The following is a 22,857-nucleotide window of genomic DNA, read 5'->3' on the forward strand; positions in this document are numbered from 1 at the left end:
TCGTCCCGCTTCGGCTTCGCGGCCCGGGCTGCGACCGGGCCGCGCTCCCTCCCGTCTCCTCCCTCCCTCCCCCTTTTTCGCTGCGCGGGCGTTCGTTTCCGTGGCTGCCCTTCGCCTTCGACATCCCTCCGTGGGCAGCGCAAGCCAATGGCGGCCTGCCGCAATCAATGAGACTTGTCGCCTTGCCGGCAACTCGCGCATCGCGGATAAACAGGCCATGCCTTCCCGCGAGGCGACGTATCTACAACGTAGATACGAAATTTGACCACCACAACCAGCGTATCTACAATGGCTATACATCTACTGGAGCCTGCCGTGGAACTGTCGATTCAGAAATGGGGCAACAGCGCGGCCGTGCGGCTGCCCGCCGCGCTGCTCGAACAACTCAAGGTCGCCTTGGGCGACAAGCTCACCGTCGACGTGCGCCAGGATGGCGTCCTGCTCAAGCCCGCCCGGCCCCGGTACGCACTCGAAGAACTGGTCGCGCAGTGCGATCCCGCCGCGCCGATGCCCGCGGACCTGGCCGCCTGGCACCACGCCGGGCCGGCCGGCCACGAAGCATGGTGAAGTCCGCCGGGTTCGACCGGGGCGACATCGTGCGGGTAAGCCTGAATCCCACGGCCGGCCGCGAGCAGCAGGGAGATTTCCGCCCCGCGCTCGTGCTGTCGCCCGCCGCCTTCAACGCGCTCGGCGTCGCGCTGGTCGCGCCGATCACGCAGGGTGGCGACGTTGCCCGTTTCGCCGGCTTCGCCGTGCCGCTGTCCGGGTCCGGCACCGAGACCCAGGGCGCCGCGCTGGTGAACATGGTGCGCGCGCTGGACCTTGAAGCGCGGGGCGCAAGGAAGGTCGAGCGCGTGCCGGCCGAAGTGGTGGAAGACGCGCTGGCGCGCCTGCAGACGATCCTGGCGTGACTGGAAAGGCCGGGCGAGCGTTTGCCGCGGCCGTCGGCCGCGCCTCCGATGCCGCCCGGCAATGTCATGACATTGCGTGTCCATGCATGCCGTGCCGGCATGTTCCCGTCATGACGGTGCCCCGGTGAAAGCGGCGATGCGCAGAACGGGCAATTCGCAAGGGGTGCCGATCCCGAAGCCGATCCTGGCCCGGTCGGGCCTGGGAGACGAAGTGGACATGCCGGCCGAAAATGATGCGCCCGGCGCCGCGCCGCGTCCCCGTCACCCTCATGAAGCGGGACGGCTCGCTAAAGAAAGCCGGGGTCGCAGCCGACAACACAATGCTGAACAGCCTGCGAGCGTTGCAGGAGGTAGTCGCGGAATGGCGCCGGGCCGGACGGACACGGGTTGCACCCCCTGTCCGTCCGGCCTGGCCCAGGTTGTGCCCCCGCCCCGCGTAGCGAGAATGGCCGCCCGGCCACCGGCGCCACGCGCGGGGCAATGGCAACCCCGCATGGGAAAAAGACAAACACGGAGCCAGTTGTGACCATCGATAGCATCATGTCCAGAAAGATCGTCAGCGTGGTGTTCGACGATACCTTGGCAACGGTCAAGCACATTTTCGACGAGGCGAAGTTCCATCACCTGCTCGTCGTCGAAGACGAGAGACTGCATGGCGTCGTATCGGACCGCGACCTGCTGCGCGCGGTGAGCCCGTTCATCGGCAGCAACGTGGAGTCGGCCAGGGACCTCAACACCCTCAACAAGCGCGTGCACCAGATCATGACGCGCAAGCCGATCACGTTGCGCCCCGAGGCCAGGATCCCCGATGCCATCGCGCTGTTTCTCGCTCATCGGATCTCATGCATCCCCATCGTGGACGCGCAGTTCCGGCCGGTCGGCATCGTCAGCTGGCGGGATATTCTGCGGTGGATTTCGGATGCCCCGGCGCCCGCGGATCCCGAACCGGACGACGCCGCGGCATGAACGCCGGTGGCATCCGGCCGCCCTGCGCCTGACATCGCCTGTCGGGACGGGTGCCGGGAGCCGCGGCCGGATCGCGGCCTGACCGGAAACTCGCGCCGATGCACGGCACCGACGGCCGCCCTGGCTCGTTCAACGCCGGAGCCGCGCTGTCCGGCAGGCATCGCGGCCCGCCGGCTTCCCGGTTCTATCTTCCCGCCACCGGCGCATTCGCCTCGAACTTGGCCCGATGCGTCGAGAAAAACGTCCGCACGTTGCGCACGTTGGACGCGCCGGCGAACAGCCGCCGCGCGAACGCATCGTAGGCGGCCATGTCGGCCATCTCCATCGTGACGATGAAATCCGGCCCCGGCGAAACCCGGTAGCACTGCGTGACCGCGGCCTCGGCGCAGATATAGGCTTCGAAGGCGTCGTGGTCCTCGGCGGTCTGGCGGTCTAGGCTGATCTCGATGATGGCGGTCAGCGGCGAGCCGGTCTGGCGCGGATCCAGCACGGCGATCTGGCGCTGGATAACGCCGCTTTCCCTGAGCCGGCGCACGCGCCGCAGGCAGGTGGGCGCCGAGGCGTGCACGCGCTCGGCGAGGTCGGTGTTCGAGATGGCCGAGTCGGCCTGCAGGATGCGGAGGATGCGCAGGTCGAGCTCGTCCAGGAAGGTGCCGGGCAATGGGGACTCCGCGAGGCCTGATGAAATAAAATTTCATCACTATTTGATGATGATTGATTATTTCATTGTTTATAGATTTAAGAAAGAAAATTACATACCGATCCCTCTACCATGCTAACCGCTGGCCCGGCCTCGGGCCGATCATGAGGGAAAAACGGATATGTGCGGAATTGTCGGGGCGGTCGCGCAGCGCGACATCGTGCCCAATCTCGTCGAGGGCCTGAAGCGGCTGGAGTATCGCGGTTATGACTCCTGCGGCGTGGCGCTGCACCAGGACCGGCAGTTGGTGCGCGCGCGCAGCGTGGACCGCGTTGCCGCCCTGCAGGCCGACATTGCCCGGCAGGCGCTGGCGGGCTACACCGGCATCGCGCACACGCGCTGGGCCACGCACGGCAAGCCGGTCACGGGCAACGCGCACCCCCACTTCTCGCCGCGCGAGGAAGCCGCGCGCATCGCGCTGTCGCACAACGGCATCATCGAGAACCACGAGGAACTGCGCGCGGGCCTGGAGGCCAGCGGCTACGTCTTTGCCAGCCAGACCGACAGCGAGGTGATCGCGCACCTGATCGACCACCTGTACGACGGCGACCTGTTCGAGGCGGTGAAGGCGGCCGTGGCGCGGCTGCGCGGCAGCTTCGCCATCGCCGTGCTGTGCCGCGACGAGCCGCACCGGCTGGTGGGCGCCCGCAGCGGCATGCCGCTGGTGGTCGGCGTGGGCGAAGGCGAGAACTTCCTGGCGTCCGACGCGATGGCGCTGTCCGGCGTCACGGACCGCATCGCCTATCTCGAGAACGGCGACGTGGTGGACGTGCAGCTGCACCGCTACTGGATCGTCGATGCCGCCGGCCAGCGCGTGGAGCGCCCCGTGGCGCGGGTGGCGGCGCACGGCAGCAGCGCCGAGCTCGGCCCGTACCGCTACTACATGCAGAAGGAGATCTTCGAGCAGCCGCAGGCGGTGGCCGACACCTTGCAGGACGTCACCGCGGTCATGCCGGAACTGTTCGGCGACAAGGCGTGGCGCGTGTTCAACGCGGTCGACTCGGTGCTGCTGCTGGCGTGCGGCGGCAGCTATCACGCCGCGCTGACGGCCAAGTACTGGATCGAGAGCCTGGCCGGGCTGCCGGTCAGCGTGGAGATCGCGAGCGAGTTCCGCTACCGCGAAAGCGTGCCGAACCCGAACGCGCTCGTCGTCGCGGTATCCCAGAGCGGCGAGACCGCCGACGTGCTCGGCGCGCTCGAGGTGGCCCGCCAGCTGGGCATGCGCCACACGCTGGCGATCTGCAACGTGCCGACCAGCGCGCTGGTGCGGGAATGCGCGCTGACCTTCATCACGCGGGCCGGCGTGGAGATCGGCGTGGCCTCCACCAAGGCGTTCACCACGCAGCTGGTGGCGCTGTTCCTGCTCGCGCTGACACTGGCGCAGACCCGCGGGCGGCTTTCCGCGCAGGACGAACAGCACCACCTGCGCGCGCTGCGCCACCTGCCGGACGCCATGCGCCAGGTGCTGGCGCTGGAGCCGCAGATCATGGCCTGGTCCGAACTGCTGGCGCGCCGCGAGAACATGCTGTTCCTGGGCCGCGGCATGCACTACCCGGTGGCGATGGAAGGCGCGCTGAAGATGAAGGAAATCTCGTACATCCATGCCGAGGCCTATCCGGCCGGCGAGCTCAAGCACGGCCCGCTGGCGCTGGTCAGCGACGAGATGCCCGTGGTCGCGGTCGCGCCCAACGACCGCCTGCTGGAAAAGCTCAAGTCGAACATGCACGAGGTCAGCGCGCGCAGCGGGCGGCTGTTCGTCTTCGCCGACAGCGACTGCGGCATCGCGCCGAGCCCCGGCATCGAAGTGCTGCGCCTCACGGAATACTACGGGCCGCTGTCGCCGATCCTGCACACGATCCCGATGCAGTTGCTGGCCTACCATGCCGCGCTCGCGCGCGGAACCGACATCGACAAGCCGCGCAACCTGGCGAAATCGGTGACGGTGGAGTAGCGATGTTGCCGGCGCAGTGACGCCGTGGCGGGCCTGGACATGCCGGGAAAGCCGCATGCCCCGTCCCCGCACCCCGAATCCTGTCGGAACGGCACGACAGGCAACACGCAATAAGTGACTCAAAGCCGATTCTTCGCGAGCAAATGTGAATGATGCACCGCCACAACGATGTTTTTGAGCAAACACTCCAATCCGCCCACTAGACAGGATTGGACTAGGGTTTATACTTACACCTGTCTCCTCCTTGTCTCCAACGACATGGATTCAACCCGCCCTTCGGGGCGGGTTTATTTTTTTCCGCCTCCGTTCGAATTCATCCGCAGGCCGCCGCCCCCGGTGTTCAGAGCATGAAACGTTTTGCAGCATTCGCCACGGCAAGCTGGTCGGCAGCCGCGCTGGTCTATTTCGGGCAGCACTCGACGGCCATGCTGGCCATGAGCGCCATCGTCGCCCTGGCCGGGCTGGACATCGCTTCCAGCCTCTGACCGGCACGCGGTCCCGCTCTCCATAGTTCCCCCGCTTCGCCACTGCGCGCCGTTTACCGCGCCGCCTTGACTGCCGGCCATATATGAAGGTAGCCTTCACAGCTAACCTTCATAATTTCCCGCGACCGACATGACCGCCCCGCACACGGATTCCGACGCCGCGCACGCCCTGGCCGCCGAACTGCGCGTGGTGCTGGGCAAGCTGACCCGGCGGCTGCGCGAGAAGTCGCATTTCAGCCATCTCACCTGGACCCAGTTGCGCGTGCTGCTGCGGCTGGAGCGCGAAGGGCCGGCGACGGTATCGGCGCTGGCGCGGGCCGAGGGCATGCGCCCGCAATCGATGGGCGAGACGGTTGCCGTGCTCAAGGCGGCCGGGCTCGTCAGCGGCGCGCCCGATCCCAGCGACGGGCGGCAGACCGTCCTGTCGCTCACGCCGGCCTGCGCCGAGGCGGTCCGGGCCGGCCGCGCGGCGCGCGAGGACTGGCTGTTCCATGCCATCGAGACCCGGCTCGCGCCGGCCGAGCAGGACGCGCTCGCCGCGGCCGTCGCGCTGCTGGCGCGGCTGGTGGAGTCCTGACGCCGCCGCCCGACGCACGACACCGCACTCGCCGCCCCCCCTTCCCAAGGAAACGCCATGACAACGACCACGCTCGACCCCAGGACCGCCCTCATCGTCATCGACCTGCAGCAGGGCATCGTGTCCTACCCCACGGTCCATCCCATCGGCGAGGTGGTGAAGAACGCCGGCGCGCTGGCCGCCGCCTTCCGCGGCCACGGCCTGCCGGTGGTGCTGGTCAACGTGGCCGGCGGCGCGCCGGGGCGAGCCGAGCAGACGCGCAACTTCGGGCAGCTTCCGCCCGGCTGGGCCGACCTCGTGCCCGAACTGGACCGCCAGCCGGGCGACCACCTCGTGACCAAGCGGACCTGGGGGGCATTTACCGGCACCGGCCTCGACGCGCACCTCAAGGGCCTGGGCGTCACGCAGGTCGTCATTGCCGGCGTGTCCACCAGCATCGGCGTGGAATCGACCGCGCGGCAGGCGCACGAACTCGGCTACAACGTCACGCTCGCGCTGGACGCCATCACCGACATGCACCCGGACGCGCACGCCAACAGCGTCGCGCGGATCTTCCCGCGGCTGGGCGAGACCGGCACCACGCGCGAGATCGCCGAATTGCTCGGCGGGACCCGCGCATGAGCGCCGCCGCGGCACGGCGCGCGCGGGACTGGGCGGCATCGTGTCCAACGTCGGCACGTGGATGCAGCGCACGGCCCAGGACTGGATCGTGCTGACCCACCTGACGCGCCACAACGCGACCGCGATGGGCATCGGCGCGGCGGCGCTGGTGGGAATCCGCCATCTCCGGAAGTACCAGGGCCTGCGCATCCGCGGGCATGACGGGCGGATGCGCCTGAGTTTCGATAGACTCGACACCGCCGCGGGGACGGACCCGCATGAGGCCGGCCCCGCGCGGGCGCCATGACGGACGGCACCCGCGGCGCGGCGTGAAGGCGCCGCGTTTCCTTGCCCGGCCAGCCAAAGCAGCGCTTCGCGCCGGAATGCGCTACGCTGCATGCCTGCGGTGTCCCGCCCTGCCATCCCATGCTTTTATGACAGTTGTCACAATCTCTTCATACGGGGAAGCAGGATGGCTACCCTCCCCCGCTATAGAATCGAACCCTAACTGGAGGAATAAAACGATGCCCAAAAAGCCAAGGAAGGTCGAGGAGTCAATCCCGGCCACTACCACGGCGCAAGGCCTGATCGCCCTGCTCGACCATATCGCCAACGCGACCGCCCAAGGCCAGCTGGACCCCGAGTTCGCCCGCAAGCTGGGCAAGCGGGCCCGCAAGGAAGCCGATGCGCTGGTCGCGGACGAAGTATTCTCCGCCGCGCACGGCGCGCAGGTGACGGCAGCGCTGCAGTCGCTGGAAGGCGCCATCGCCGACAGCGAAGGCGGCCTGCTGGGCAAGGCAGTGAAGCGCCTGCGCGACGCCGACAAGCGCGCGGCGGAAACCCCGGGCGCCTGAGCGCCCCCGCCACGGAGCGGGCTTGCGGTCCGGCCCGTGGCTGGTCCTGCGCGCATCCAAGTCCGTGCCGCGCGGGACCAGGGTGCAGCGGAGCATCGTCCAGCCATTATTTCGACAGTTATTTAAATATTGAAATCAGTACGGCCGCATGGCCAGCCGGAACCCGAACCCGACCGTGCGCGCCCGGATTCAGGGCGGATCCGGGGCCTGGGGTCGGGAATCAGGGATCGGGAGAAACGGCGCGCGCGCCGTGGCGCACGGGTGTCCCGGCATGCGCCTGTTTCACCGGGTCCGGCGCGGCGGCGCGCGCCTCGGCGGCGGAAATGGGCTGGAACGCGCCCGGCACGACGCGCGCCGCCACCTTGCGCGCGCCCGCCTCGCCCGGCCCCTCGGCGGCCGTGGCCGCCGCGGCGCTGCCGGAGGCCGGCCCGAGCGGCTCCGGACCCGCGCGCCGGTCATGGCAGATCCACATCGCGCGCTGCGGCACGTCGTTGAAATTGCCGTCGCTGGCGGCGAGGATGCGCGCCCAGACCTCGGGCGTGGAGCTGCGCCACACGCCGCACAGCAGGCGGCGAAAGCGCGGATCGCGCGCGGCCTGCCGCTCGATGCGGCCGATGAACGCGGGGCCGTGATATTCGATGAGGTCTTCGAGTTCGCCGGCGGCCAGGGCGCCGAGCACGCGCTCGTTGCCGGTGCGGGTCAGGATCTCCAGCACCAGCGCCCACAACTGGTCGGGGTCGTTGACGCAGAGCCAGTCGCAGGCCTGCCAGACCCAGAACGAACGCACTTCATGCCGGCCGATGGCCGGATCGTAGCGGCTGTAACGCTCGATGTAAGCGTTGACCAGGCGCTTTTGCTCATGGGTTTCCATCGTCCCCCCGGACTACCCGCCTGAAAAACGAATGGGTCCGGCCGGCGACCGCCGCCGCGCCCTGTCCCGGGCGACGGCCGGCAGCCGGTCCGGCTTGCCCCTGTCCGCCAGCGGCTCCGCGCTGGTCGACTCATGTACTGCCCCGGCTGTCCCCTCTGTACCGGGCCCCGCCCGGCAGCCACCCGTGCGGGCTGCCTCGCCACAACCGCCACCATGCCGCCGCCGGCAATCGGGCGGCGGATCCCCTGCGGCGGATCCAGAACAATGATAGGCGGCAATCCCGCGCCCGGATGAGTGAGCGGGGACCGGGGCGGGTTAACCATGAGAATGCCCCGCCGCCGGCTCCGCGCTCCAGCCCTGTTTCCACGCCATCCTGCCCGCTTGCCGGCCACCTTCCACCCGCTCGCCGCGCCCAGCAGCGGCCATGCCATCTGTGAGAAGATGTCGGCCAGCCCCAGCAAGCAGGGAGATCGCCATGTCATCCGATCGACGCCGGTTCCTTCGCCACAGCACCTGTCTCGCCGCGGCCCTGACCGGCCTGTCCGGCAGCGCCTGGCCCGCCGCGGGGCCGCATGCGCCGGGCCCGCTGCGCCGCCTGATTCCCGGCGGCCGCGAGACCCTGCCCGTGATCGGCATGGGCACCTCCGACACCTTCAACGTGGGCACCGAGGCGAGCGAGCGCGCCCCGCTGGCCGAGGTGCTGGCGCTGCTGCTGCAGACGCCCGGCGCCGTCATCGATACCGCGCCCAGCTACGGCAGCGCGGAGGCCGTCACCGGCGACCTGCTGCGCAGCGCGCAGGCCCGCGCCAAGGTGTTCCTCGCCACCAAGATTTCCACCTCGGCCGGCAGTCCGGCGCAGGCGCAGTGGGCGCAATCGCTGCGCGACCTGCGCAGCGACAGCGTGGACCTACTCCAGGTGCACAACCTGATCGACTGGCGCGACAACCTGCGCTTGCTGCGCCAGCTCAAGGAACAGGGCAAGACGCGCTATGTCGGCATCACCCACTACCGCGAGGACGCGCACGAGGCGCTGATCCAGATCGTGCGCGCCGAGCGCCTGGACTTCGTCCAGCTCAACTACTCGCTGGCCGAGCGCAATGCCGAGCGCACGCTGCTGCCGCTGTGCCAGGAGCGCGGCGTAGCGGTGCTGGTCAACCGCCCGTTCCAGGACGGGCGGCTGTTCCGCGCGGTCAGGGACCGGCCGCTGCCGCCGCTGGCGGCCGAGCTCGACTGCGCCTCCTGGGGCCAGCTGTTCCTGAAATTCATCGTCAGCCATCCGGCGGTGACGGCGGCCATCCCCGCCACCTCCAAGCCGAAGAACATGCAGGACAATCTCGGCGCCGGCTTCGGCCGCATGCCCGACGCCGGCCAGCGCGCGCAGATCGCCGCGCTGCTGGCCTGAACCGGCCATGAGCGCACCGACCCTGGCAGCCCGGCGCGGCCTCGGCATCCAGCCCGGCGAAGGCAGCGCCGTGGTGGCCGGCTTCCTGTTCTTCTTCTGCCTGTTCGCCAGCTATTTCATGCTGCGCCCGGTGCGCGAGACGATGGGCATCGCCGGCGGCGTGCAGAACCTGCAGTGGCTGTTTACCGCCACCTTCGTGGTGATGCTGGTGGCGATTCCCATCTACGGCCTGTGCAGCGCGCGCCTGCCGCGCCGCCGCTTCGTGCCGTGGGTGTACGCGTTCTTCGTGGCCAACCTGGTGGGCTTCGCGCTGGCCACGCGCGCCGCGCCCGACAACCTGTGGCTGGCGCGCGCGTTCTACGTGTGGCTGTCGGTGTTCAACCTGTTCGTGGTGTCGGTGGCGTGGAGCCTGATGGCGGACGTGTTCCGCCCGGGCCAGGCGCGGCGCCTGTTCGCGCTGCTGGCCGCGGGCGCCAGCGCGGGCGGGCTGGCCGGCCCGGTGCTGGGCGGCTGGCTGGTGCCGCGCATTGGCCTGACCGGGCTGATGCTGCTGTCGGCCGCGCTGCTGGCGGCCACGCTGCCGGGCGCGGGCTTCCTGTTCGGCTGGCGCCGGCACGCCGGCGCGGGCGTGCCGGTGGCGGACGACCCGGTGCTGCCGCAGGACCCGGCCCGGCCCATCGGCGGCGGCCTGTGGGCGGGGCTGACGCTGGTGGCGCGCTCGCGCTACCTGCTCGGCATCGGCCTGTTCGTGATCCTGCTGGCCACCGCCAGCACCTTCCTCTACTTCGAGCAGGCCCGGCTGGTGGCGCAAACCTTCCCCAGCCGCACGCAGCAGACCCAGGTGTTCAGCGCCATCGACGCCGTGGTGCAGGGCCTGACCATCCTGGTCCAGGTGTTTTTCTCGGGGCGCGTCGCCCGGCGCTACGGCGTGACCATGCTGCTCAGCGCGGTGCCGCTGGCCACCGGCCTGGGTTTCCTCGCGCTGGCGCTGTGGCCCGCCTTCGGCGTGCTGGCGGCGGTCATGATCCTGCGCCGCGTGGGCGAATACGCGCTGCTGCGTCCGGGGCGCGAGATGCTGTTCACGGTGGTGGACGCCGAGACCAAGTACAAGGCCAAGAACGTCATCGACACCGCGGTCTACCGCGCCGGCGACGCCGTCAGCGCATGGATCAAGACGGCCATCGACGCCTTCTCCGGCCATCCCGCCGTGGTGGCGCTCACCGGCGCCGTGCTGGCGCTGGGCTGGGCCTGGCTGGGCTGGTGGCTGGGCTGCCGGCACGAAGGCCGCGCCGGCACCGAGCCGCCGGCCGCGCGGCTGGAAGCGGCGCCCGGGCGGCCCGGCGGCGCATGAGATTGCGGGCCTTGCGCACGGCCGCGCGCGCGTGGCTGCCTGCCGCTGCGCTTGCCACGATCCTGGCCGCCGCGGGCTGCGCCGGTCCGCCCGCCCCCGCACTCACTCCCGCACTCACTCCCGCGCCGGGCCCGGCCGCGCTGGCGCTGCTCGGCGAGCAGCGCATCGCCCTGCGCCAGCCGTTCCGGGACACCATCGTCGGCGGCCTGTCCGGGATCGACTACGACGCCCGCTCCGGCACGTGGTTCCTGGTCAGCGACGACCGCTCGGCGCTCGGCCCGGCGCGCCTCTACACCGCCACGATGCGCTACGACGCGAACGGGTTCCACGCGCTTGCGCTCGACGGCGTGATCGTGCCGCGGCAAGCCGACGGCACCGTTTTTCCGGGCCGCCGGCAATGGCTTGAGGGCCGCGGCGAGGTGCCGGACTTCGAAGCCGTGCGCGTCGATCCGCAGGACGGCAGCCTGTGGCTGGCCACCGAGGGCGACTGCTCGCTCAAGGAAGACCCGGCCGTCATCCACGTGGCGCGCGACGGCCGCTACTTGTCCCGCATCGCCGCGCCCGCGATGTTCGCCATGTGCCGGCAGGCGGGCTACGGCTCGCGCGACAACCTGACCTTCGAGGGCCTGAGTTTCTCGCATGACGGCAGCTCGCTGTGGGTGGCGATGGAAGGCCCGCTGCAGCAGGACGGCCCGGAACCCGCGCGCGGCCACGGCGCCGTCGCGCGCATCACCGAGTTCGCGCGCGACGGCCGCGTGCTGCGGCAGGTCGCCTACCCCGTCGATGCCATCCCCGCGATGCCCGGGCAGGACGTGCCGGCCAACAATGGCGTCACCGAGATCCTGGCGGTGGACGCGCACCGCCTGCTGGTGCTCGAGCGGGCCGCGGTGCGCCAACCCGACGGCAGCTTCGCCAACGACATCCGCCTGTACGAGATGGACCTGCGCGGCGCCAGCGACATCCGCGACCTGCCCGCGCTGGCCGGCGCGGACTACGTGCCGGCGCGCAAGCGGCTGGTGTCCGGCCTGCGCAAGCTGGCGCTGCCGCGGCTGGACAACCTGGAAGGACTGGCCTGGGGACCGAAGACGGGGCGCGGATGCGCCACGCTGGCGATGGTGTCGGACGACAACTTCAACCCGCGGCAGGTCATGCAGGTGCTGGCCTTCGACGTGCTGCCGGACAGCGGCATCTGCCCGCCATGAACATCGCCAGAACACGGGAGCTGGTCCGCGAACCGGCTTCTTTTGGCCTCTTTTAGCCTCCTCCCGCTCCCCGCCACCCCGGCGAACGCCGATAATGGTGACGGAATATTACCAACCCGGCAGCAAGCACCAATGAGATTCCCCATGAAAACACACCGGATCCTCGCCAGGGCAGCCGTGCTCGGCGCCAGCCTCGCCGCCCTCGCCCTGGGCGGCATCGCCCACGCGCAACTGCCGCCGCCCCAGCCGCAAAGGCCGCAGGGCGAGCGCGCCACCGCCACGCCGCTGCCGGCGCAGCCCGCGCCGCACAAGCGACACAAGCACAAGCACCGGCATCACCACAAGAAGGCGCAGCCGTCGCCGGGCGCCCAGCCGTCGGCCGTGCCGGCGCCCGCGGCTGGGCCGCAGCCGTCCCCGCCGCCGCGCCCGGCGCCCTGAGTCCGGCGCGCGCGCAGGGGGCGGCACGGGTCGGGCCGGCGTTACATCTGCTAACCGCGCCGTAATATTGCAGTGACACCTTGGGCCTAGCATGACTTCATGGCCAGCGCGCTTGCGCCGGCCGCCATCAGGATCAGGAGCCAGTCATGCGCAATCCCACTCGTGCCAGCCGTGCAGTCCGTGCCATCGGCGCCGGCCTGCTTGCCGCCTCGCTGCTCGCGGCCGGTCCCGCCTCGGCGCACGGGCGCGATCATGGCCGTGGCGGCGGCGGCGGTGCCGCCGCGGTGCTGGCCATCGGCGCGCTGGTCGGCCTGGCCGTCGGCGCGGCCGTGGCCAGCCAGCCGGTGATGGCCGCCGCGCCCGCGCCGGCCTACGCGCCGCCCCCGGGCTACTGCTACAGCAACTACGACCGCGCCTACGTGCCGTGCGGCCCGCAGCCGGTGCAGGCCGTGCCGTACTACCAGCAGCAGCCCTATCCGCAGCAGTACCAGCAGCCGTATCCGTCCTACTAAGCTGGCACACGCGCCACCGCGCGGCCCTCGGGGCGGCGCGGGCGCGCCGTCTTCCCGCCGCCGGCCACATCTCTCCCCGCCCGTTCTCTCCCCGCCCGCCCGCGCGGCGCGCCTCCGTCCGGCATTTTCATTCAATGAAAATTTCCAGCCATTGTTTGACGCTGAAACCGGCATCTGAATAAGATCACCGCCAGCAGTTTTCAATAAACAAAACGCCGCGGCGCACCGACGCACGCGGCAATGCCACCATGCGCCGCCATCCCGGCGGCGCCTGCGAGGAGACAACCATGAACCGACGCGCCACCCTGCGCCTGGCCGCGCTGGCCTGTGCCGCCCTGTGCGCCCCGCTCGCGCTGACCGCGCTGCCGACCAGCGCGGCTCACGCGGCCGAAGCCTATCCGTCCAGGCCGATCCGGCTGGTGGTGCCGTTCACGCCGGGCGGCACCACCGACATCCTCGCGCGGCTGGTCGCGCTCAAGCTCGGCGAGACGCTGGGCCAGACCGTGGTGGTGGACAACCGGCCCGGCGCCGGCGGCAACATCGGCGCCGAAGCCGTGGCCAAGGCCGCGCCTGACGGCTACACGCTGCTGATGGGCACGCTCGGCACGCAGGTCACCAACCAGTTCATCTACGCGCGCATGCCCTATGACTCGGGCAAGGATTTCGCGCCGGTCACGCTGGTGGCCAACTCGCCCAACGTGCTGCTGACCAACGCCACGCTGCCGGTCAAGTCGGTGGCCGAGCTGATCGCGCTGGCGAAGCAGCAGCCGGGCAAGCTCAACTATGCGTCCACCAGCACCGGCGGCTCGCCGCATCTTTCCGGCGAGCTGCTCGACAGCATGGCCGGCGTGAAGATGCAGCACGTGCCATACAAGGGCGCCGCGCCCGCCATGACCGATCTGCTGGCCGGCCAGGTCAACCTCATGTACGACAACCTGCCCTCGGCGCTGGCGCAGATCCAGGCCGGCAAGGTGCGCGCGCTGGCCGTGACCACGCCGCAGCGCGCGCCGGTGCTGCCGGACGTGCCGACGGTGGCGGAATCGGGCCTGCCCGGCTACGTGGTGAACTCCTGGTTCGGCCTGCTGGCGCCGGCCGGCACGCCGGCCGCGCTGGTGGCGCGCATCCAGCAGGCGGTGGCGCGCATCCTGGCCACGCCGGAGGTGCGGCAGCGCGTCGAGCAGCTTGGCGCGGTGCCGGGCGGCGACACGCCCGCGGCCTTCGCGGCGGTGATCCGCGCCGATACCGAGAAATGGTCGCGCGTCATCAAGAACGCGGGCATCCAGGCGCAATAGCCGGCCGCCCCACAGACAAGGAATTCCTCATGGCAACAAGGACCATCCGCATCGGCTCGGGCTCGGGCTGGTGGGGCGACCGCGTGGAACCCGCGGCGCTGAGCGCGCAGCACGGCCGGCTCGACTTTCTCTGCTTCGAGACGATGGCGGAAGCCACGGTCTCCGCGGCGCAGGTGCGCAAGCGCCGCGACGCCAGCTTCGAAGGCTACGACACCTATCTCGACGAGCGCATGCGCGCGGTGCTGCCGCACTGCATCGCGCAGGGCACGCGCATCGTCAGCAACCAGGGCTGGATCAACCCGCTCGGCGCGGCGCGGCGCATCGCGCAGCTGTGCGAGGAGCTTGGCCTGCCGCGCGTGAAGATCGCCGCGATCACCACCACCGACCTGACCGGCACCATCTGCGACCAGGCGCTGGACATCCTGGAGAGCGGCGCGCCCATCGCCACGCTGCGCGAGTCGCTGATCTCGGCCGAGCCCTACGAGGGCGCCGCGCCCATCGTGCGCGCGCTCGAAGCCGGCGCGCAGATCGTGGTCACGGGGCGCGTGGCCGATCCCTCGCTGTTCCTCGCGCCGATGATGCACAGCTTCGGCTGGCGCGCCGACGACACGGCGCTGCTGGCGCGCGGCAGCGCCATCGGCCACCTGCTCGAATGCGGCGCCCAGGTGACCGGCGGCTACTTCGGCGACCCCGGCTACAAGGACGTGCCGCAGCCGTGGAACCTGGCCTTCCCCATCGCCGAGGTGGACGCCGGGGGCACCGCCGTGATCTCCAAGGTGGCCGGCACCGGCGGGCGCATCGACCTGCAGACGGTGAAGGAGCAGATGTTCTACGAGGTGCACGACCCGCGCCGCTACATCACGCCGGACGTGGTGGTGGACTTCACCACGGCGCGGCTGGAGCAGGTCGCGCCCGACCAGGTGCGCATCAGCGGCGTGGGCGGCGCGCCGCGCACGCCCACGCTCAAGGTCTCGCTGGGCTGCACCGAGGGCTTCATCGGCGAGGACATGTTCTTCTACGCCGGTCCCGGCTGCCTGGAAAAGGCGCGCCTGGCCAAGACCATCCTCGAGCACCGCTTCCGCCTGGCCGGGCTGCGGGCCGAGGCGCTGCGCATCGACTTCCTCGGCGTCAATGCCATCCACGGCGACGCCTCGCCAGCGCCGGCCTGCGAGCCCAACGAGATCGCCGTGCGCGTGGCCGCGCGCACGCGCACGCGCGCCGAGGCCGCCAAGGTCGGCCGCGAGATCGACAGCATGGCGGTGTGCGGGCTGGCCTCCACCGGCAAGCGCGTGCCGCACCAGGAACGCACGCGCGAGATCATCGGCGTGTGGTCCGCGCTGGTGCCGCGCGAGCAGGTCAGCTCCGACATCCACTACCTTTGAGGCAACCCGCGATGAAGGTTTCACTGAGGCGCCTCGCGCATACCCGCTCCGGCGACAAGGGCGACATTTCCAACACGGCGGTGATCGCCTACGACCCGGCCTTCTATCCCCATCTCAAGGCACAGCTCACCGCCGCCGCCTTCAAGGCGCTGTACGGCGGCGTGGTCAGCGGCAAGGTGGAGCGCTTCGAGGCCGACGGCCTGCAGGTGCTGAACTTCGTGGCGCATGGCGCGCTGGGCGGCGGCGTCTCGCGCAGCCTGGCGCTCGACAACTACGGCAAGGCGCTGGCGAGCGCGGTGCTGCGCTTCGAGGTGGAAGTGCCGGAAGAACTGGCGCCGCTGCTGCGCGGGCCGGCCGGCTGAGCGCGCCGCGCGCCTCAGTCCACCAGCACGCGGCGCGCCCACGCGCTGGTGACGCGCCGCGCTTCCTCCTTGAGCACGCGCGCCATCTTCGCCTCGCGCGCCAGGATGCGCTCGCTCAGCGCCGCCACGCTCAAGGCGCCGATGGGCCGGCCCTCGTAGTCCAGCAGCGGCACGGCGATGCCGCCCATCTTGTCCACCACCCAGTCCAGGAACAGCGCGTAGCCGCGGCCGCGCGCCGCGTCGATCTGCTCGCCGATCACCTCAGCGTTCAGGCGCGGATAGCGCGCGCGCTGGCTCTTGCCCAGGCGGAAGCGCGCGGCGCGCTCGGCCTCGGGCATCCACGCCAGCACCGCCAGGCTGCCGGCGCCCACGCCGAGCGGGCGCCGCGTGCCGATCTCCACGTAGTTGGCGCGGATCGGGAAGGTGCCCAGCTCGATGTCCGCCACCACCGATTCGCCGCGGCTGGCCAGCGTCAGCACCGCGGTGTCCCCGAATACCTCGACCAGCCGCTCCAGGCTCGGCCGCGCCAGCGCGCGCAGGTCCACGCGGCGCTGCGCCACGTCGGCCAGCTGGAAGATTTCCGGGCCGATGCCGAAGCGGCGGCCGGCATCGCGCGTAACGAAGCCCTCCGCCACCAGCAGCTCCAGCAGGCGCGAGGCGGTGGCCGGATCGAGGCCGGTGGCGCGCGCCACGTCGGACAGGCGGCGCACCTGCGGGTCGGACAGGGCGCGCAGGATCCACAGCGCGCGCTGCACGGGAGAGGCGCGCGAGGCGGGAGGCATAGCTGGCGGCGGCGTCGGATCGTCTGTCATGAGTCGGTCATTTAAGCGGTTGCCTCGCCGGCGGTCAATCGGGAGCACTCCGGCCCTCGTCCGCGGCCAGCCCGCGATTCCGGCCAATCTGGGGGCGGCGCGGGCCAAATCCGCCGCCTCGGGCGCCAACGGCCAGCCGGATGGTCGTATAGTCTTCCCCTGACGAACGAATCGCCCCGCGCCGCGTCTCCCCATGCCGGCGCCGGGCTCGTTGCGCCCCGACACACACCGTGCCGGCCAGCCGGCCGCCGCCACACGACAAGGAAAACCGATCATGAAGACCAAAGCCGCCATCGCCTGGAAAGCCGGCGCCCCGCTGACCGTGGAAGACGTCGACCTGGACGGCCCGCGCGCCGGCGAAGTGCTGGTGGAGATCAAGGCCACCGGCATCTGCCATACCGACTACTACACGCTCTCGGGCGCCGACCCCGAAGGCATCTTCCCGGCCATCCTCGGCCACGAAGGCGCCGGCATCGTCACCGACGTGGGCCCGGGCGTGACCTCGCTCAGGCCCGGCGACCACGTGATCCCCCTCTACACGCCGGAATGCCGCCAGTGCAAGTTCTGCCTGTCGCGCAAGACCAACCTGTGCCAGGCCATCCGCGCCACCCAGGGCAAGGGCCTGATGCCGGACGGCACCTCGCGCTTTTCCATCGGCGGCAAGCCCATCTTCCACTACATGGGCACCTCCACCTTCGCCAACCACATCGTGGTGCCGGAGATCGCGCTGGCCAAGATCCGCCCGGACGCACCGTTCGACAAGGTCTGCTACATCGGCTGCGGCGTGACCACCGGCGTGGGCGCGGTGCTGTTCACGGCCAAGGTCGAAGCCGGCGCCAACGTGGTGGTGTTCGGCCTCGGCGGCATCGGCCTGAACGTGATCCAGGCGGCCAAGATGGTGGGCGCCGACAAGATCATCGGCGTGGACCTGAACCCGGGCCGCGAAGCGATGGCGCGCAAGTTCGGCATGACGCATTTCATCAACCCGAACGAGGTCGAGAACGTGGTCGACCACATCATCCAGCTCACCGACGGCGGCGCCGACTACTCGTTCGAGTGCATCGGCAACACCAAGGTCATGCGCCAGGCGCTGGAGTGCTGCCACAAGGGCTGGGGCAAGTCGATCATCATCGGCGTGGCCGAGGCCGGCGCGGAAATCTCCACGCGCCCGTTCCAGCTCGTGACCGGGCGCGAATGGAAGGGCTCGGCCTTCGGCGGCGCGCGCGGCCGCACCGACGTGCCTCGGATCGTGGACTGGTACATGGAAGGCAAGCTCAACATCGACGACCTGATCACCCACACGCTGCCGCTGGAGCGCATCAACGAAGGCTTCGACCTGATGAAGCGCGGCGAGTCGATCCGCTCGGTGGTGCTGTACTGAGGCCGGCCATGAGCACGCTCGAACTGCTCTCGGAGCACGGCTGCTACGGCGGCGTGCAGCGCTTCTACCGGCATGCCTCGCAGGCCATCGGCCTGCCGATGCGCTTCTCGGTGTTCCTGCCGGCGGCGGCGCTGGCCACGCCGGCGCGGCGCCTGCCCGCGCTGTTCTACCTCGCGGGCCTGACCTGCACCGAGGAAACCTTCATGATCAAGGCCGGCGCGCAGCGCTTCGCCGCCGAGCACGGCCTGATCCTGGTGGCGCCCGATACCAGCCCGCGCGACACCGGCATCGCCGGCGAGGCCGAGTCGTGGGACTTCGGCGCCGGCGCGGGCTTCTACCTCGACGCCACGCAGGCGCCGTGGAGCCGGCACTGGCGCATGGAGAGCTACGTCACGCAGGAACTGTTCGACATCGTCACCGGCGAACTGCCGGCCGACCCGCGGCGCGTCGGCGTGTTCGGCCACTCGATGGGCGGGCACGGCGCGCTGGTGCTGGCGCAGCGCCATCCACAGCGCTTCCGCTCGGTGTCCGCGTTCGCGCCGATCGCCGCGCCCACGCGCTGCCCGTGGGGCGAGAAGGCCTTCAGCCGCTACCTCGGCGACGACCGCGCGGCCTGGGCGCAGTACGATGCCGCGGCGCTGATGTCGCGCCAGGGCGCGGCGCCCTTCCCGGGCGGCATCCTGGTCGACCAGGGCCTGGCCGACAAATTCCTCGCCGAGCAGCTTCACCCGGAAGCGCTGGAGGCCGCCTGTGCCGCCGCCGGACAGCCGCTCACGCTGCGCCGCCACGCGGGCTACGACCACGGCTACTACTTCATCTCGACCTTCATCGAGGATCACATCCGGCACCACGCGGCGCAGCTCTAGCGGCGCAAGGGCAGCTGGCGCCGCCTGCGTAATACGTTGAAACACGCCGGCGCGCGCTGAAACGCAACGCTACGTTGCCGACGTTGCGGCGCGTCCGCGCGCGCTGCTAGCATCCGCCGGATCGCTTGCCAGCCCGCCCCGGAGGACCGCCATGACCCGCATCGCCCAACCGCTCCGACTGATCTGCCTGACGGCCGCGCTGTCGCTGCCGGCCGCCGTGTTCGCCCAGGGCTCGCCCGCCACCGGCGACGAGGCCATCAACGCGATCAACAGCAACTTCGCGCGCATGACGCCGGGGCCGCGCACGGTGGACAGCATCAACCAGGAACTGCGGCAGAACCATGCCGCGCCCGTGGGCGGCGGCGGTGGCGGCATGCGCGGCCGCGGACGCGGCCGCCAGCGTTCGCAGGACGGCGCCGCGGATGGCGCGAACGGCGGAGCCAATAGCGGAACCAATAGCGGGACCAGTAGCGCGGCAGCCGGCGGCGCGAGCCAGGATGGCGGCGGCCTGCGCACCAGCCTGCCGGGAACCGCCGGCACGGGCGCGGCGCCGGCCGCCACGCAGTAACGGCACGCCGGCCGTGGCCGCGCATGGCCGGCCGATGCACTATGATTAGCGCTTCTTTTCCGACCCGCCCGGCGCGCGCACCGGGCAACGCCATGACCGCCAACGACAACAAGGCGCCGCCGATGAACGTGAAGACGGCGCTGCGCGTGCTCGAGATCATCGAAACGTTCGCGCGCGAGCGCCGCGCGCTCTCGCTCTCGGAGCTGGCCCGGCTGCTGGCGGTGCCGGCGTCGAGCTGCCTGGCGCTGATCCGCACCCTCACCTCGCTGGGCTATCTCTACGAGACCGGGCGCCGCCAGGGCTATTACCCGACCGGGCGCCTGCTGGCGATGGCCCAGCAGATCGCGCGGCACGACCCGGTGCTGGACCGCGTGCACGGCACCATGAACGAGCTGCGCGCCGCCACCGGCGAGACGGTGGTGATCGGCAAGCTGCACGAAGGGAAATGGGTGGTGTACCTGGACGTGCTGGAGTCCCCGCACGCCATCCGCTACATCGCCACCGCGGGCGAGCGGCGCGACCTGCATGCCAACTCGATCGGCAAGGCGCTGCTGTCGGCGATGCCCGAGGAGGAGCGCCGCGCGCTGATCGCGCAACTGGGCTTCGAGCGCTTCACGCCGCGCACGGTGGCCGACGCGGCCCAGCTCGAGACCGAGCTGAAGGCGTCGGCCGAGCGCGGCTGCTTCGTCAACCTGGGCGAGTCGCTGCCCGACGTGGGCGCGCTGGCGTGGCCGGTGCGGCTGTCGGGCGAGTGCTACGGGATCTCGATCGCCGGCCCGGCCTACCGCATCGAGCCGGCGCTCACGCGCTTCTCGGCCATGCTGCGCACCGCCTGCTCCACGCTGGAGCGCGACGAGCGCAACCGCTTCTCCAAGTAGCGCCCGCGCCCGGGATCAGGCCGCGCGCGGCGTCTCCGCCCCGCCGTTCTGGCGCAGCAGGTCGCGCAGCTCGTTGATGACCGGGAACACCTCGTGGTTCCAGTCGGCGCCCTGGGCATCGTGCGCGGCCTGCTCCATCTCGACGATCTCGCGGTCTTCCTTGAAGATGCGCTCGGTAAACCAGACCAGCAGCGGCCAGGCCAGGTCCAGCGCGCCGGGAATGCCCGGCTTCTTGATCGACAGCAGGCCGAAGGTGCGGTTGGTGCGCTGCTCGGCGTCGAGCGGCACGTAGACGATCCACAGGTCCATCACCAGCGTGCCTTCCGCGGTGCGGATCTGCAGCGTCTGGTAGGGATAGCTGGTGCGCACCGTCATCACGTCCTTGTTGTTCTGGCCGCCGCCCTTGCCGCTGCCGAACACCAGCGCCTCGCCCACCGGCTGCTTGCCTTCCTCGCGCGAGAAGGTGTAGTCCACCTCGACCCAGCCGTCGCCGCGCCGGCGGCCCAGCGAGCGCGCGCGCATCTGCCCCATCTGGCGGCGGTGCAGGAACTGGTGGTTCATGTCCATCAGGTTCTCGTGCATGAACGAGTAGTGGCACTTGACCTCGCGGCCGAAGCGGCGGGTCTTGTAGGCCTTGTCGGCGACCGAGCCGAGCGCGGGCAGCGGGGTCTCGTCGGCCAGCACGGCGCTGCCCGGGAAGACGAAGATCAGGCCCTCGGCCTCGCGGCACGGATAGGCGCGCACGCCGTTGGGCAGGCGCTCGCGGCCCAGGTAGGGCACGTCGATGCAGCTGCCGGTGCAATCGTAGGTCCAGCCGTGATAGCAGCAGCGAATCGATTCGCCGGCCACCACGCCTTCGTGCAGCGGCACCTGCCGGTGCGCGCAGCGGTCTTCGAGCGCGAACACGGAGCCGGACTCCGTGCGCACCAGCACGATGGGCTCGCCGGCGAAACGCACGCCGTGCGCCTTGCCGCGCTTGACTTCGCGCGACCAGGCCAGCGGATACCAGTGATCGGGGTGGATCGCGACGCGGCGCAGGTCGCGAAGGGGCGCTTCGGCAGGGCTATCGTTGGCACTGCTGTCAAGCAACGGGACTGCATGCATGGGGGACATTCTCCTCGCGTAGTCGGGAATCCGGGAATCTCGGTGAGCCGGTTGCATGGGCGGAGGGCGCTCGCACTGCCCAGTCTACCCGAAGGCACGCGATCCGGATGTAGGAAGGTCGCCGACGCCACTGCGGCGGCCCTGCCGGCGGCGTGACGGTCAGGCCGCTTGCGCGGCGGCGAGGCGCCAGTAGCGCAGGCCCGCCGGCAAGACGCCGGCGAGCGCGGGCGGCGGCCCGGCGCACAGCGCCAGCATGGCGCCGCCGTGCTGCCAGGTGCAGGCGTTGGCGGCATGGCCGGCGCCGCCGTCCGGCGAGATGGCCGCAGAGACGGCCGGAGACACCGCCGGAGAAACGGCCGCCACGTGGCCCAGCATGGTCTGGAACAGCGCGCCGCCGGCGCGCTTGAGCCAGGCTTCCTTGAGGGTCCAGAGTTCGAAGAACGCGGCCAGCCGCGCGGCCTCGTCGGCGGCGAGCAGGGCCGGCATGGCGGCGCGCTCGGCGGCGCTGCTGACCGCCCCGATCAGGGCGTCGAGGCCGCGGCGCGGACGCACGCATTCGAGGTCGAGCCCGAGCGGCGCATGGCCCGCGGCGCAGGCGACCAGGCCGCCGGAATGGGAAATCGAGACATGCGCGGGCACCGGCCCGCTGGCGCGCGGCGGGCCGTCCGGCGCGGCGTCGAGCGACCAGTCCTGCCAGGCGCCGCCGCAGGCCTGCGCCAGCAGCGCGCGCGCCAGCCAGCGCCCGGCCACGAACTGCGCGGCGCGCGGGCCGGCGCGCAGTTCGCCGAGCCGGCGCGCCTCCTGCGCGCTCATCCAGCGCGCGGGCGGCGGCGCCAGCGCTGCCGTGGCGTCCACGTCCGCCACCCGCACGTGGACCGCCCCAGGTTGCACGATTGGCGGCATGGCGCGCTTCAGCCGCGGGCGGCGTCGCCCGTCACCGGGCGGCGACGCGGGCGTAGGTGCCCTTGAGCGCGACGCCGGCCACCACGGCGCCGGCATGGCATTCGTACTCGGTCGCGCTGGCGACCTCGGCCTTCTTGTAGTAGCTCACCACGTTGACCACGGCGTTGACGCCGAGCGACCTGGCCTTGTCCTGGAACGCGATCAGCGCCGACAGCGCGGCCCAGCGGCAGGCTTCCTCGTCGCTCTTGCCGAAGCTGTTGGTCTTGCGGTTGGACACGTCCTCCTCCTTGCTTTCGAGCACCTTGGGCTTGCCCTGGCCGGCCAGGAAGAACTTGACCGAACCGTCGAGCTTTTCCTGCGCCTCGGGCATGTCCAGCACATCCTTGAACGGCAGCATGTACCTGGTGTCGCGCGCCGCGGCGGGCGTGGACAGCAGCATGGCAACCGCGGCGGTCGCGGCCAGGATCGGGAGAGCGTGCTTCATTGACC

General features: G+C 70.8%; 27 protein-coding genes. 21 read left to right on the forward strand and 6 right to left on the reverse strand.

The window, feature by feature from the left end:
- The first annotated feature begins 315 nt into the window (after positions 1–315).
- The 3 genes from ACWTPI_RS27865 to ACWTPI_RS27875 all read left to right on the forward strand — a co-directional run bounded on the left by ACWTPI_RS27865 (position 316) and on the right by ACWTPI_RS27875 (position 1,877).
- The gene (locus ACWTPI_RS27865; protein WP_020202841.1) at positions 316–567 is read left to right on the forward strand and encodes an AbrB/MazE/SpoVT family DNA-binding domain-containing protein; all 252 of its coding nucleotides are present in this window, start codon (positions 316–318) and stop codon (positions 565–567) included.
- On the forward strand, positions 561–911 hold the full coding sequence (locus tag ACWTPI_RS27870; protein ID WP_454733348.1) for a type II toxin-antitoxin system ChpB family toxin: 351 nt from the start codon (positions 561–563) through the stop codon (positions 909–911). The genes ACWTPI_RS27865 and ACWTPI_RS27870 overlap by 7 nt, the downstream gene beginning before the upstream one ends.
- A 540-nt stretch (positions 912–1,451) precedes the next feature.
- Positions 1,452–1,877: a CBS domain-containing protein gene (locus ACWTPI_RS27875; RefSeq protein ID WP_231586418.1), complete on the forward strand. Its 426-nt coding sequence runs from the start codon at positions 1,452–1,454 to the stop codon at positions 1,875–1,877.
- Between the two features lie 184 nt (positions 1,878–2,061).
- On the opposite strand, the gene ACWTPI_RS27880 is transcribed toward ACWTPI_RS27875, so the two are convergent.
- The gene (locus ACWTPI_RS27880) at positions 2,062–2,538 is read right to left on the reverse strand and encodes an Lrp/AsnC family transcriptional regulator (protein ID WP_454733349.1); all 477 of its coding nucleotides are present in this window, start codon (positions 2,536–2,538) and stop codon (positions 2,062–2,064) included.
- A gap of 160 nt (positions 2,539–2,698) precedes the next feature.
- Here ACWTPI_RS27880 and glmS point away from each other — a divergent pair, with 160 nt between their 5' ends.
- From glmS to ACWTPI_RS27910, 6 genes are all read left to right on the forward strand, one after another.
- Entirely contained in the window at positions 2,699–4,528 is a 1,830-nt protein-coding gene (glmS, locus tag ACWTPI_RS27885) for a glutamine--fructose-6-phosphate transaminase (isomerizing) (RefSeq protein WP_454733350.1), read from the forward strand.
- A 347-nt stretch (positions 4,529–4,875) separates the two neighbouring features.
- Entirely contained in the window at positions 4,876–5,013 is a 138-nt protein-coding gene (locus ACWTPI_RS27890; RefSeq protein WP_020202846.1) for a hypothetical protein, read from the forward strand.
- Between the two features lie 130 nt (positions 5,014–5,143).
- Positions 5,144–5,590, forward strand: a complete 447-nt coding sequence (locus ACWTPI_RS27895; RefSeq protein ID WP_059411580.1) for a MarR family winged helix-turn-helix transcriptional regulator — start codon at positions 5,144–5,146, stop codon at positions 5,588–5,590.
- Positions 5,591–5,647: 57 nt separating this feature from the next.
- Complete coding sequence (locus tag ACWTPI_RS27900) at positions 5,648–6,211, forward strand: cysteine hydrolase family protein (protein ID WP_454733351.1); 564 nt, start codon at positions 5,648–5,650, stop codon at positions 6,209–6,211.
- Between the two features lie 40 nt (positions 6,212–6,251).
- Complete coding sequence (locus ACWTPI_RS27905) at positions 6,252–6,497, forward strand: hypothetical protein (protein ID WP_454734066.1); 246 nt, start codon at positions 6,252–6,254, stop codon at positions 6,495–6,497.
- 217 nt (positions 6,498–6,714) lie between these two features.
- Complete coding sequence (locus tag ACWTPI_RS27910) at positions 6,715–7,044, forward strand: hypothetical protein (protein ID WP_020202849.1); 330 nt, start codon at positions 6,715–6,717, stop codon at positions 7,042–7,044.
- 220 nt (positions 7,045–7,264) lie between these two features.
- Here the strand turns inward: ACWTPI_RS27910 and ACWTPI_RS27915 are convergent, their stop codons facing one another.
- Positions 7,265–7,915 carry a DUF6869 domain-containing protein gene (locus ACWTPI_RS27915; RefSeq protein WP_454733352.1) on the reverse strand — a complete coding sequence of 217 codons (651 nt, stop codon included), beginning with the start codon at positions 7,913–7,915 and terminating at the stop codon, positions 7,265–7,267.
- A 475-nt stretch (positions 7,916–8,390) separates the two neighbouring features.
- Here ACWTPI_RS27915 and ACWTPI_RS27920 point away from each other — a divergent pair, with 475 nt between their 5' ends.
- The 8 genes from ACWTPI_RS27920 to ACWTPI_RS27955 all read left to right on the forward strand — a co-directional run bounded on the left by ACWTPI_RS27920 (position 8,391) and on the right by ACWTPI_RS27955 (position 15,856).
- Positions 8,391–9,317, forward strand: coding sequence for an aldo/keto reductase (locus ACWTPI_RS27920; protein WP_059411577.1), 927 nt, complete (start codon positions 8,391–8,393; stop codon positions 9,315–9,317).
- A gap of 7 nt (positions 9,318–9,324) precedes the next feature.
- Positions 9,325–10,668, forward strand: a complete 1,344-nt coding sequence (locus tag ACWTPI_RS27925) for an NTP/NDP exchange transporter (RefSeq protein WP_454733353.1) — start codon at positions 9,325–9,327, stop codon at positions 10,666–10,668.
- Positions 10,669–10,679: 11 nt separating this feature from the next.
- Positions 10,680–11,870 carry an esterase-like activity of phytase family protein gene (locus ACWTPI_RS27930; protein ID WP_454733354.1) on the forward strand — a complete coding sequence of 397 codons (1,191 nt, stop codon included), beginning with the start codon at positions 10,680–10,682 and terminating at the stop codon, positions 11,868–11,870.
- A 144-nt stretch (positions 11,871–12,014) separates the two neighbouring features.
- Entirely contained in the window at positions 12,015–12,308 is a 294-nt protein-coding gene (locus tag ACWTPI_RS27935) for a hypothetical protein (protein WP_063826836.1), read from the forward strand.
- Between the two features lie 146 nt (positions 12,309–12,454).
- Positions 12,455–12,820 carry a hypothetical protein gene (locus tag ACWTPI_RS27940; protein WP_020202855.1) on the forward strand — a complete coding sequence of 122 codons (366 nt, stop codon included), beginning with the start codon at positions 12,455–12,457 and terminating at the stop codon, positions 12,818–12,820.
- A 287-nt stretch (positions 12,821–13,107) separates the two neighbouring features.
- Entirely contained in the window at positions 13,108–14,112 is a 1,005-nt protein-coding gene (locus tag ACWTPI_RS27945) for a Bug family tripartite tricarboxylate transporter substrate binding protein (protein ID WP_454733355.1), read from the forward strand.
- 29 nt (positions 14,113–14,141) lie between these two features.
- Positions 14,142–15,494 (forward strand): acyclic terpene utilization AtuA family protein, encoded by a 1,353-nt coding sequence (locus tag ACWTPI_RS27950; protein ID WP_454733356.1) that lies wholly within the window; start codon positions 14,142–14,144, stop codon positions 15,492–15,494.
- An 11-nt stretch (positions 15,495–15,505) separates the two neighbouring features.
- Positions 15,506–15,856: an AtuA-related protein gene (locus ACWTPI_RS27955; RefSeq protein ID WP_020202858.1), complete on the forward strand. Its 351-nt coding sequence runs from the start codon at positions 15,506–15,508 to the stop codon at positions 15,854–15,856.
- A 14-nt stretch (positions 15,857–15,870) separates the two neighbouring features.
- Here ACWTPI_RS27955 and ACWTPI_RS27960 read toward each other — a convergent pair whose 3' ends face one another.
- The gene (locus ACWTPI_RS27960) at positions 15,871–16,668 is read right to left on the reverse strand and encodes an IclR family transcriptional regulator (protein WP_231401603.1); all 798 of its coding nucleotides are present in this window, start codon (positions 16,666–16,668) and stop codon (positions 15,871–15,873) included.
- 274 nt (positions 16,669–16,942) lie between these two features.
- Here ACWTPI_RS27960 and ACWTPI_RS27965 point away from each other — a divergent pair, with 274 nt between their 5' ends.
- From ACWTPI_RS27965 to ACWTPI_RS27980, 4 genes are all read left to right on the forward strand, one after another.
- A complete protein-coding gene (locus ACWTPI_RS27965; protein WP_020202860.1) occupies positions 16,943–18,049 on the forward strand; it encodes an S-(hydroxymethyl)glutathione dehydrogenase/class III alcohol dehydrogenase in 1,107 nt (368 codons plus the stop codon).
- Positions 18,050–18,057: 8 nt separating this feature from the next.
- A complete protein-coding gene (fghA, locus tag ACWTPI_RS27970; RefSeq protein WP_454733357.1) occupies positions 18,058–18,915 on the forward strand; it encodes an S-formylglutathione hydrolase in 858 nt (285 codons plus the stop codon).
- Positions 18,916–19,066: 151 nt separating this feature from the next.
- Positions 19,067–19,483, forward strand: coding sequence for a hypothetical protein (locus ACWTPI_RS27975; RefSeq protein WP_454733358.1), 417 nt, complete (start codon positions 19,067–19,069; stop codon positions 19,481–19,483).
- A 122-nt stretch (positions 19,484–19,605) separates the two neighbouring features.
- Entirely contained in the window at positions 19,606–20,361 is a 756-nt protein-coding gene (locus tag ACWTPI_RS27980) for an IclR family transcriptional regulator (RefSeq protein ID WP_454734029.1), read from the forward strand.
- Positions 20,362–20,376: 15 nt separating this feature from the next.
- On the opposite strand, the gene ACWTPI_RS27985 is transcribed toward ACWTPI_RS27980, so the two are convergent.
- The 3 genes from ACWTPI_RS27985 to ACWTPI_RS27995 form a co-directional block, all read right to left on the reverse strand.
- A complete protein-coding gene (locus tag ACWTPI_RS27985; RefSeq protein WP_029043577.1) occupies positions 20,377–21,465 on the reverse strand; it encodes an aromatic ring-hydroxylating oxygenase subunit alpha in 1,089 nt (362 codons plus the stop codon).
- A 159-nt stretch (positions 21,466–21,624) separates the two neighbouring features.
- Positions 21,625–22,368: a 4'-phosphopantetheinyl transferase family protein gene (locus tag ACWTPI_RS27990; protein ID WP_454733359.1), complete on the reverse strand. Its 744-nt coding sequence runs from the start codon at positions 22,366–22,368 to the stop codon at positions 21,625–21,627.
- A gap of 31 nt (positions 22,369–22,399) precedes the next feature.
- A complete protein-coding gene (locus ACWTPI_RS27995; protein ID WP_454733360.1) occupies positions 22,400–22,852 on the reverse strand; it encodes an excinuclease ATPase subunit in 453 nt (150 codons plus the stop codon).
- Positions 22,853–22,857 lie beyond the last annotated feature (5 nt).

The sequence above is a fragment of the Cupriavidus ulmosensis genome (genome assembly GCF_977008105.1).